Annotated in this window: 10 protein-coding genes; 6 read left to right on the forward strand and 4 right to left on the reverse strand. The window is 73.1% G+C overall.

Annotated features, from left to right (window positions below; all coding sequences use genetic code 11):
- Positions 1–494: 494 nt before the first annotated feature.
- The 4 genes from VGD70_RS30755 to VGD70_RS30770 are packed head-to-tail and all read right to left on the reverse strand — an operon-like array spanning position 495 to position 4,879.
- Entirely contained in the window at positions 495–1,748 is a 1,254-nt protein-coding gene (locus VGD70_RS30755) for a glycosyltransferase family 4 protein (protein ID WP_331087543.1), read from the reverse strand.
- Complete coding sequence (locus VGD70_RS30760) at positions 1,745–3,250, reverse strand: glycoside hydrolase family 57 protein (RefSeq protein WP_331087545.1); 1,506 nt, start codon at positions 3,248–3,250, stop codon at positions 1,745–1,747. The genes VGD70_RS30755 and VGD70_RS30760 overlap by 4 nt, the downstream gene beginning before the upstream one ends.
- Positions 3,247–4,005, reverse strand: a complete 759-nt coding sequence (locus tag VGD70_RS30765; RefSeq protein ID WP_331087546.1) for a class I SAM-dependent methyltransferase — start codon at positions 4,003–4,005, stop codon at positions 3,247–3,249. Before VGD70_RS30765 ends, VGD70_RS30760 begins: the two co-directional genes overlap by 4 nt.
- A gap of 31 nt (positions 4,006–4,036) precedes the next feature.
- Positions 4,037–4,879 carry a DegV family protein gene (locus VGD70_RS30770; protein WP_331087548.1) on the reverse strand — a complete coding sequence of 281 codons (843 nt, stop codon included), beginning with the start codon at positions 4,877–4,879 and terminating at the stop codon, positions 4,037–4,039.
- A 207-nt stretch (positions 4,880–5,086) separates the two neighbouring features.
- Between VGD70_RS30770 and VGD70_RS30775 the strand changes: the two genes are divergently transcribed.
- The 6 genes from VGD70_RS30775 to VGD70_RS30800 all read left to right on the forward strand — a co-directional run.
- The gene (locus VGD70_RS30775; protein WP_331087550.1) at positions 5,087–5,872 is read left to right on the forward strand and encodes an electron transfer flavoprotein subunit beta/FixA family protein; all 786 of its coding nucleotides are present in this window, start codon (positions 5,087–5,089) and stop codon (positions 5,870–5,872) included.
- Between the two features lie 12 nt (positions 5,873–5,884).
- Positions 5,885–6,853, forward strand: a complete 969-nt coding sequence (locus tag VGD70_RS30780) for an electron transfer flavoprotein subunit alpha/FixB family protein (RefSeq protein ID WP_331087552.1) — start codon at positions 5,885–5,887, stop codon at positions 6,851–6,853.
- Positions 6,854–6,936: 83 nt separating this feature from the next.
- Complete coding sequence (locus VGD70_RS30785; RefSeq protein WP_331087554.1) at positions 6,937–7,710, forward strand: GNAT family N-acetyltransferase; 774 nt, start codon at positions 6,937–6,939, stop codon at positions 7,708–7,710.
- Positions 7,707–8,603: a lysophospholipid acyltransferase family protein gene (locus tag VGD70_RS30790; RefSeq protein ID WP_331087556.1), complete on the forward strand. Its 897-nt coding sequence runs from the start codon at positions 7,707–7,709 to the stop codon at positions 8,601–8,603. Before VGD70_RS30785 ends, VGD70_RS30790 begins: the two co-directional genes overlap by 4 nt.
- A 42-nt stretch (positions 8,604–8,645) precedes the next feature.
- The gene (locus VGD70_RS30795) at positions 8,646–10,013 is read left to right on the forward strand and encodes an MFS transporter (RefSeq protein WP_331087558.1); all 1,368 of its coding nucleotides are present in this window, start codon (positions 8,646–8,648) and stop codon (positions 10,011–10,013) included.
- A gap of 37 nt (positions 10,014–10,050) precedes the next feature.
- On the forward strand, positions 10,051–10,259 hold a 209-nt coding region (locus VGD70_RS30800), incomplete at its 3' end, for an aminotransferase class V-fold PLP-dependent enzyme (RefSeq protein ID WP_331087560.1).

Raw genomic sequence — 10,259 nt, forward strand, 5'->3', positions numbered from 1 at the left:
GACTCGTACACCAGCACCGCGGCGAACATCCTGGTCATGATCATTCCCCCGATCCGTCTCGGGACGACCGTAGATCGAGCGACGGCTCCTGGCCATCGGGAATCACCCCGAGATCGACCCGGACTCGAGGACACGTCCGGCAGACTCGGCCGCGCGACTCGTGATCCGCCAGACGCGCCCCAAGGCCTGTCTCGTAGATCATCGGGTGAAGTCCTGCGCCGAGCACCGGAACCTCAGGGGACCGTGACGGCACCCAGCCACCACCCACCTCGATACCCACACCATCGCCGGGACGCAACGCACACTTTAAATCCCGGGGAGGGGGACTGGGTGAAGTCCTGCGCCGAGCACCGGAACCTCAGGGGACCGTGACGGCACCCAGCCACCATCCACCGGAACCTCAGGGGACCGTGACGGCACCCAGCCACCATCCACCTCGATACCCGCACTATTCGCCGGAACGCAACGCACACTTTAAATCCCGGGGAGGCGGACTAGTCGCGAAACGCGTTCCCGGTGGCGATCTTCGGGCGACCCAGCACCGGGTGCTCGCGGACGGCGGCCGCGCGGTACACCGCCACGGTGGACTCGGCGATGCCCGTCCAGTTGAACTCCGTGCTCAGCCGGGCCTTCGCGGCGCGGGCGCGGCGGGCGGCGGCGGCCGGGTCGGCCAGCACGGTCCGGATGCCCGCCACGATCGCGTCCACGTCGCCCGGCTCGACCGACAGGCCCGTCTCGCCGTCGACGACCAGCTCCGCCAGGCCGCCGGCGGTGGAGGCCACCAGGGGAGCGCCGGCCGCGGCGGCCTCCAGGGCGACGATGCCGAACGGCTCGTAGCGGCTCGGCAGCACCACCACGTCGGCCGCCGCCAGCAGGGCCACCAGCGAGCGGTCCGGCAGGTGCCCCACGAAGTCCACCGACCGCCGCACCCGCAGCTTGCGGGCCTGCTCCACGAGCGCCGCCGCCTGCACACCCTGGCCCGCCACCACCAGCCGGGCGCCGGGATGCGCGCGCCGCAGCCGGGGGAGCGCGGCCAGCAGGTCGTGCACGCCCTTCTCCCACTCCAGCCGGCCGAAGTACAGCACCAGCGGCGCCCCGTCGGGGCTGTGCCGGGCCCGCGCGGACCGGACCGCCGCCGCCGGGACGCGCCAGCCGCGCGGCTCGATGCCGTTGTGGATCACCGCGATGTCCGCCGGCTCCACCTCGAACAGGTGCGCCACCTCGGCCCGCATCGCCGTGGAGCACGTGATGAGGCTGTCCGCCCGGTTCGCGAGCCACCACTCGACCGAGTGCACCTGCTGGTTCAGCCGCTGCGAGAGCCACCCGCTGTGCCGCCCGGCCTCCGTGGCGTGCATCGTCGCCACCAGCGGCACGCCGGCGTGCTCGGCCAGCGTGATCGCGGGGTGCGTGACGAGCCAGTCGTGCGCGTGGACGACGTCCGGGCGCCAGCCGTCGAACAACGCGAGGCCGGCGCGGATCATGCCGTGGCCCATCGCGAGCGTCCACGCCACGAGGTCCTTCTCGAACAGCAGGTGCGTCGGGTCCTCGGCGACCCGGATGACCCGCACGCCCTCGGGCACGGTGTCGGTCGTCGGGTGGGTGAGCGCGTCCGTGCCCGCCTCGGGCCGGCACAGCACGACCACCTCGTGCCCGAGCGACGTGAGGTGCCGGGCCAGCGCGTGCACGTGCCGCCCCAGCCCGCCGACGACGACCGGCGGGTACTCCCACGACAGCATCAGCACTCTCACGAGACCAACCCCCGAGCGTCCAGGTGCCCGAACACGCCGTCCTCGGCACGCAGCTCGCCGGCGCGGCCGCGGGCCCCCGACCGCTGGCCCGCGCGGATCATGCCGGCCAGCTCGCCGAACCGGTCGCCGTGCACCTTCGCCCGGCGGCGCGCGTAGTCGGCCGCCGAATCCTTCGTGACCATGAACGCCCAGTCGCTCGACAGCGTCAGCAACGCCTCGCGCACCAGCTGGTCCCGCGCGGGGTCGCGGACCGCCGGGTCCTGCGGCGGGAGCGCGAGCAGCTCGTCCTGCACTGCCGCGCCCGCGGCCACCAGGTCGGACACCTGTTCGCCGTCCCACACCCGCCAGTCCTTGCCCGACCCCCACGACGACGCCGGCAGCTCCACCGGCGCGCCGACGTGCCCGGCATCGACCGCCCCGCGCAGCGTCGTGACCCGCACGCCCGCCGCCGGCAGCCCGCGGAGCACGGCCTCGAGCCACGCCGGGCCCTCGTGCCACCAGTGGCCGAACAGCTCGGTGTCGTAGGCGGCGACCACGAGCCCCGGCGTGCCGTGCCGGTCGCGCAGCGAGCGCAGCCGGGCGAGCACCGTGGCGACGAAGTCCGCGGCGTGCCGGGCCACCGCCTCGGCCGCGAGCGCCGGGTCGTAGGGCCGTTTCCCGTCCGGCGGCACCTGCTTGCCGGTGACCCGCGCGGGTTTGAGCCCGCTGGGGTGGTCGTAGGTGTGGAAGTCGCGGTAGGCGGCGTCGCCGGGGTAGCCGGCCTTCGGCGACCAGACCCGGTAGGTCACCTCGAGGTCGCGGCCGAAACACACGACGCCGGAGTCGCCGACCGGGTGGCCCGCGTGCGTGTCGCCGTGCAGGGCCGGGCCGTCCACGAGGAACCGCTCGACCCCCGCGGCCGCGTAGCCGTCCTCCATGCCCGGCGCGTAACCGCACTCCGGCGCCCAGATCCCGCGTGGTGCCCGGCCGATCCGCCGGGCGGTGTCGTCGAGCCCGGTGCGCAGCGCGAACCGGCGCACGGGCGCGCGCAGCAGCGGCTGGAACGGGTGCGTGGCCGGACCGCCGAGGAGCTCGATGACGCCACTGTCGACCAGCGGGCGCAGCACGGGGGAGAAGCCGTGCCGCCAGGTGGTCGCGAACCCGGCGAGCGCATGGCCCGCGGCGCGGTACTCGGCGGCGGCGAGGTCACGCAGCAGCGGATCGTCGCGCTGCCAGCGGGTCGCCGCGTACTGGGCGCGCAGCTGCCAGTTGCCGAGCCAGTCGTGGACCGAGCGCAGCGCGTAGGGGTCGTCGAGCTGCGCGGCGAGGACCGGGGTGACGCCGAGGGTGAGGACGTCGCGGTGGCCTTCGGCGCCGAGCCGGCGGACGAGGTCGACGACGGGGAGGTAGGAGTGCGCCCACGCCTGGTAGAGCCATTCCTCGCCGACCGGCCAGGTGCCGTGGTGGGGGAGCCAGGGCAGGTGGCTGTGCAGCACCAGGCAGAACGAGCCCTCCGCCGTCATGGGCGCCCCGCCACGGCGACGATGTCCAAACAGGACTCCAGGTCACCGGTCCCGACGGCGAAGTCCGCCGCGGTCACGCCGGCGACCGCCGCCCGCAGGTCCGCGGGCCACGGCGTGCCGGCCACCGCGACCGCCACCTGCGCGTCGATGATCGACCCGCCGAGCCCGGCGTCCAGCCCGCGCAGCCGGGGTCCGTGCGAGAGCCCGCCGAGGTACTCCACCGCGAAGCCCGCCGCGCGCAGCAGCTCGTCCATTTCCGACGGTGCGAGCTCCCTGGTGTGAAAGGGGTTCAGCGGGGTGTCCCGGCCGGGGGAGAAGGTGATCCGGTTCGGCGTGGTGACGAGCAGCCGCCCGCCGGGCCGCAGCACCCGGAAGCACTCCCGCAGGAACCCGGCCTGGTCCCAGAGGTGCTCGATGACCTGCAGGTTGGCCACGACGTCCACAGTGGACTGCCGCAGCGGCAGCGACGCGAGGTTGCCGCGCACCGCCCGCACCCGTGGGTACACCCGCGCGACGTGCGCGGCGGTCAGGACGTCGTAGTCGAGCCCGACCACGAGCCGCGCGTCGGTCGCCAGCAGGTCGGCCCCGTAGCCCTCCCCGCACCCGGCCTCGAGCACGACGGCGTTCACGCAGTGCCGCCGCAGGGCGAGATAGGCCGCCTCGTGCCGCCGGAACCAATAATTTTCCTCGACGATCCCGGGCACGGTGCGCTCGCCGGTCAGGGGCAGCTGCGCGACAGCGGGCTCGGATACCACCGAGGCAGGTTACTACGGGGTAGATAACCGGTTAGGTCGGCGAGATGGTGATCCCTACCGCGCCCGGGCCGACGTGCACCCCGATCGTCGAGCTGACCTCGGTGAACGTCACCTCGCGGGCGTCCGGGATCCGGCCGCGCAGCTTGGCCAGCACGTTGCTCGCCCGCGCCGGCGCGCCGAAGTGCTCGATCGCGATGTCGACCTGGCGGCCGCCGGCCCTCTTGACCGCGGCGTCGACCAGCCGGCGCAGCGCGCGCTCGGCGCCGAGCACTCGCTCCAGCGGCGCGACCTGGCCGTTGACCATCGTCAGCAGGGGCTTGAGGGACAGGGCGGTGCCGAGCATCGCCGTCGCCGCGCCGATGCGGCCGCCCCTGCGCAGGTACTCGAGCGTGTCGACGTAGATCAGCTCCGAGCTGGTCTCGAGCCGCCGCGCCAGCGCGTCCAGCACCCGCCGCGAGCCGCCGCCCGCGCCGGCGACCCGGGCCGCGGCGAGCACCGCGTAGCCGAGGCTCATCCCGGTGGTCCCGGAGTCGACCAGGTGCACGGGGATGCGGGCCTGCGCGGCCGCCTGCCGGGCGACCTCGATGGTCTCCGACTGGCGCCCGGAGATGTGCACCGACACCACCTCGTCGACCCCGTGGTTGGCGTGATCCTGGTACGCCCACAGGAATCCCCCGGGATCGGGGGGCGCGGTGGTGACGTTCACATCTCGCTCGAGCGCCCTGACCAGCAGCTCCTTCGGCACCACGTGCTCGGCCCGCAGGTGTTCGCCGATCCTGATCTGCATCGGGACGACAGTGATTCCCCACTGTGCGGCCAACGCGGCAGGAATGCTCGAGGTCGAATCGGTCACCAAACCAACACGGCCAGACATGAATACACGGTAACTCACCCATTCGGGTGAGCGCCGTCACCTCCACCTGGGTGACAACTGAGGAGCCGGTAAGCTACTGATTAGTAACATGCAGGTGGCCAATCACACCGTGCCAACGCACGGCCCGCGTGGCAAGGTCGGGCCAACCTCGTATTCTTTTGTCGCGCAAGCCGAATGGGCTCGTCATCGGGAGGTCGGAGCAGACCCATGCCAAACATCGTCGTGCTGGTGAAACAAGTGCCGGACACCTATTCGGAGCGCAAGCTGAGCGACGGGGACCACACCCTGGACCGGGACTCCGCCGACGCGGTGCTGGACGAGATCAACGAGCGCGCCATCGAGGAGGCGCTCCAGATCAAGGAGGCACACGACGGTGAGGTGACCGTCCTGACCGTCGGTCCCGACCGCGCCACCGACGCCATCCGCAAGGCGCTCTCGATGGGCGCCGACAAGGCGGTGCACGTCCTCGACGACGCGCTGCACGGCTCGGACATGCTCCAGACCGCCAAGGTCCTGGCCGCCGCGATCGGCACGGTCGAGGGCGTCGACCTGGTCATCGCCGGCAACGAGGCGAGCGACGGCACCGGCGGCGCCATCCCCGCGATGCTCGCCGAGCTCCTCGGCTACCCCCAGCTCACCCACGCCCGCGAGGTCACCCTCGACGGCACCACGCTGAAGGTCACCCGCGAGACCGAGGAGGGCCTCACCCACCTCGAGGCGAGCCTGCCCGCGGTCATCAGCGTCAGCGAGAAGATCAACGAGCCGCGGTACCCGTCCTTCAAGGGCATCATGGCCGCCAAGAAGAAGCCGGTGGAGACCCTCGGCATCGCCGACCTCGGCATCGACGCCGGCGACGTGGGCCTGGCCAACGCGTGGTCCACGGTCGTCGAGGCGGCACCCAAGCCGCCGCGCGAGGCCGGCCAGCGCGTCGAGGACGACGGCGACGGCGGCGTGAAGATCGCCGAGTACCTGGTCGCCCAGAAGCTGATCTGAGAGGAGAAACCAATGGCTGAGGTCCTGGTCCTCGTCGATCACCTGGACGGCGAGGTCAAGAAGGTCACCTACGAGCTGCTCACCGCGGCCCGCACGCTCGGCGAGCCGAGCGCGGTCGTGGTCGGCGCGCCCGGCACCGCCGGCAAGATCAAGGAGTCGCTGGCGTCCTACGGCGCCGAGAAGGTCTACGTCGCCGAGTCCGACGACGCCGCCGGCTACCTCGTCACCCCCAAGGTCGACGTGCTCGCCGCGCTCGTCGAGTCGGCGTCGCCGGCCGCCGTGCTGGTGTCGGCGGGCGCGGAGGGCAAGGAGGTCGCCGGCCGCCTGGCCGCGCGGATCGGCGGCGGCCTGGTGGTCGACGCGGTCGGCCTCGAGGGCTCCGGCAGCGACGTCACCGCCACGCAGTCCGTATTCGGTGGCGCGTTCATCGTCAAGTCCAAGGTCGCCAAGGGCATCCCGGTCATCTCGATCCGCCCGGGCGGCCTCGAGGCCGAGCAGGCGCAGGGCGCGGCCGCCGAGGAGACCGTCGAGGTCCCCGCCGTCGACCCGGCCAAGTCGGCCAAGATCACCGGCCGGGAGCCGGTCACCGGCGGCGACCGGCCCGAGCTCACCGAGGCGTCCGTGGTCGTCTCCGGCGGCCGCGGCGTGGGCAGCGCGGAGAGCTTCGATGTCGTCGAGAAGCTCGCCGACTCGCTCGGCGCGGCCGTGGGCGCCTCGCGTGCCGCGGTCGACTCCGGCTACTACCCGGCGCAGTTCCAGGTCGGCCAGACCGGCAAGACGGTCTCGCCGCAGCTGTACATCGCGCTGGGCATCTCCGGGGCCATCCAGCACCGCGCCGGCATGCAGACGTCGAAGACGATCATCGCGGTGAACAAGGATCCCGAGGCGCCGATCTTCGAGATCGCGGACTTCGGTGTGGTGGGCGACCTGTTCAAGGTCGCGCCCCAGCTCACCGAGGAAGCCGCGAAACGTAAGGGCTGAGTAAGGGAGTTCACCTGTCCGCCATTGATGTGTCACGGTAAGTGGCACGTGAGGTTTGCCGGGCGCCGCGTAAAACCTGAGGCATGACGCAGGCTCAGCTACTCGTCAGCACCACGGGTGATGGTTCGGCGCGGCCCCGGTACTCGCTTCTGGTGGCCCGCGACGGCGAGGAAGTCCTTGCCGCGCAACGACTTCGGTATCGTGTGTTCGCCGAGGAGATGGGTGCGACGCTGCACACGTCCACCCCCGGCGTGGACGTCGACGCGTTCGACGAGCACTGCGACCACCTGGTCGTCCGCGAGGACGCCTCCGGCGAGATCGTCGGCTGCTACCGGATGCTCCCGCCGGAGCGGGTGGCGGCCGCCGGAATGCTCTACTCCGAAACCGAGTTCGACCTCAGAGCGATCGGCGGGCTGCGCGACGCGCTCGTCGAGACCGGCCGGTCCTGCGTGCACCCCGACCACCGCACGGGCGCCGTCGTGAGCCTGGTGTGGGCCGGGATCGCCCGCTACCTGCTGCTGTCCGGCCACCGGTGGCTCGCCGGCTGCGCGTCCGTCCCGCTCGCCGACGGCGGCACGCTGGCCGCCGGCGTGTGGGACACCGTGCGGCACAAGCACCTCGCGCCGCCGGAGTACCGGGTCCGCCCGCTGCGGCCGTGGGACCCGTCCGGTGTGGAGGCGCCGAAGCGGGTGGTGCTGCCGCCGCTGCTGAAGGGCTACCTGCGGCTCGGCGCCTGGGTGTGCGGTCCACCCGCACACGACGCGGACTTCGGCGTCGCCGACCTGTTCGTCCTCCTGGGACTCGAGCACGTGGACCAGCGCTACCTGAGCTACTTCCTCGGGGAGCAGGCCCCATGAGCGGCAGCGACGGAGCGTTCGCCGTTGGCACTGCGCGCCACCCCTGGTTTCCCTCCTCGCCTTGCGGGACCGGGTGTCTCGCCGGCCGGGAGGCGCTCGTGGGGCGGGCGCGGCGGTGGTGGCGGCTCACCGCGGTCGTGTTCGTCGTCCTGCTCTCGTTGCTGCTGCTCGTCGTCCTGCCCGTCGTCGGGTCGCGGGGGCGGGAGTGGGTCGCGCGGTCGGTGTTCCGCTCGGTCCTGCTGGCCATGGGCGTGCGGCTGGAGGTGTCCGGGCGGGACGCGCTCGGCGCCCGCGGCCGCGGGGTGCTCGTGGTCAACAACCACACGTCGTGGCTGGACATCGTCGCGGTGAACGCGGTGCGGCCCATGCGTGCGATGGCGAAGAAGGACATCGCGTCGTGGCCGGTGCTCGGCTGGCTCGTGTCCGCGGCCGGGTCGGTCTACGTGCGGCGCGAGGGGCTGCGCGACCTGCCCGGCACGGTCGCCGAGCTCGCCGACGTGCTGCGCGGCGGTTCGATGGTGAACGTCACGCCCGAGGGCACGACCTGGTGCGGCCTCACCCATGGCCGGTTCCGTCCGGCGATGTTCCAGGCGGCCATCGACGGCGGGGTGCCCGTGCTGCCGGTGGCGCTGCGCTTCCGCATGAAGGCCGACGGCGCCCAGACCACGGCCCCGGCGTTCATCGGCGAGGAGACGATCATCGACTCGGTCCGCCGGGTCGCGGCGCTGCGCGGGCTGGTGCTGGAGGTCCACGTGCTGGAGGAGCTGGCGCCCGGCCGGGCCGCCGACCGGCACGAGCTGGCCGCCATGGCGGAGGCCGCGGTGGACACGGTCCTGCTCCCGTCGCCCGCCGAGCACGAGCGCCTCGCTGACGCCGAGCTACAGCGGCGGTAATGGACTGGACCTCCACCGGGGTAGAGGTTGCACCATGAGCCGGTGACGCTGGAGACGACGGAGACCGCCGAGGCCGGCTCGCTGTGGAGCGGGCGGTACCGGGCCACCACGATCGGCATGACCATGCTGGTCACGATCGCCGCGTTCGAGCACCTCGGGGTCTCGACCGCGATGCCGAGCATGGTCGCCGACCTGCACGGGGAGGCGCTGTACTCCTGGCCGTTCACCGCGTTCCTGGCCGCGAGCGTGATGGCGACCGTCCTGTCCGGACGGCTCAGTGACCGGCTCGGGCCGGTGCCGGCCCTGCTCGCCGGGCCCGCGTTGTTCCTCGCCGGGCTCGTCGCGGCCGGCGTCGCGAACGGGATGCCGACGCTGCTCGCCGGCCGCGTCCTGCAGGGACTCGGGCTCGGCACCCAGACGGTCGCCATCTACGTGCTCGTCGCGCTGGTCTACCCGAGTCGCCGCAGGCCCGCGGCGTTCGGCCTGCTCGCCGCCGCCTGGGTGGTCCCGTCGCTGGTCGGGCCGACCGCGGCCGGGCTGATCACCGAGCACGTCGGCTGGCGCTGGGTGTTCCTCGGCATCGCGCCGTTCGCGGTGCTCGGCGTGCTCCTGCTCCTGCCGACCATCCGCTCGCTGCCGACCGCGGAGGGCGCGCCGAGCACGGTCCGGCGCGGCATCGCGCCCGCCGCCGTGGCCACCGCGTTCGGCATCTCGGCCCTCAGCTGGGCCGCGCAGCACCCCTCGCTCGGCACGCTCTGGCTCGGCGTCGCCGGCGTCGCCGCGCTCGTCCCGGCGCTGCGGGTCCTGCTGCCCCGCGGCACGTTCACCGCCCGGCCCGGCCTGCCGGCGACCGTGCTGGCCAGGGGAGTGCTGGCGGGCGCGTTCTTCGGCGTCGAGGCCTACGTCCCGCTCACCCTCACCGCCGTGCACGGCTTCTCCCCGGCGCTCGCCGGCCTCCCGCTGACCGTCGGCGCGTGCGGGTGGGCGGCCGCGTCGCACTGGCAGGGCCGCTACGTCGACATCCCGCGCGACAGGCTCATCCGGCTCGGCCTCACCACGCTCGGCCTCGGGCTCGCGGGCATGGCGCTGATCGGCCCGGACTGGGGGCTCGCCTGGCTCGTGCTGCCGTGCTGGCTGGTGGCGGGCACCTCGATGGGCCTGGCCTACCCGTCGATCAGCGTGCTCAGCCTCGACTACGCCGCCCCCCGCGACCGCGGCTTCGTCTCCGCGGCCCTCCAGGTCAGCGACATGACGATGGCGGCGATCATGGTCGGCCTCGGCGGCGTGATGTTGACCACGTTCGCGTCCACCGCGCACCCGACGGCGGCGATCGTGCCGCTCAACCTGCTGCTCGCGACCGTGGCCCTCGTGGGCGCCCTCGTGTTCCGCCCGGCGCGGGAAAGGTCATGACCGTTTGCCGCCGGTCGGGGACTACCCTTGTGGCGTAATGACCTATCTCGACCACGCGGCCACCACGCCGATGCTGCCCGAAGCGGCAGCGGTGATGACCGCGCACCTGACACAAGCGCGGCCCGCCCGGGGTAACGCGTCCTCGCTGCACACCTCCGGCCGCCGGGCGCGGCGCATGGTGGAGGAGGCGCGCGAGGAGATCGCCGCGGCGCTGGGCGCCCGGCCGTCCGAGGTGATCTTCACCGG

The organism is Actinophytocola sp. (genome assembly GCF_036402745.1).
GTDB lineage: Bacteria > Actinomycetota > Actinomycetes > Mycobacteriales > Pseudonocardiaceae > Actinophytocola.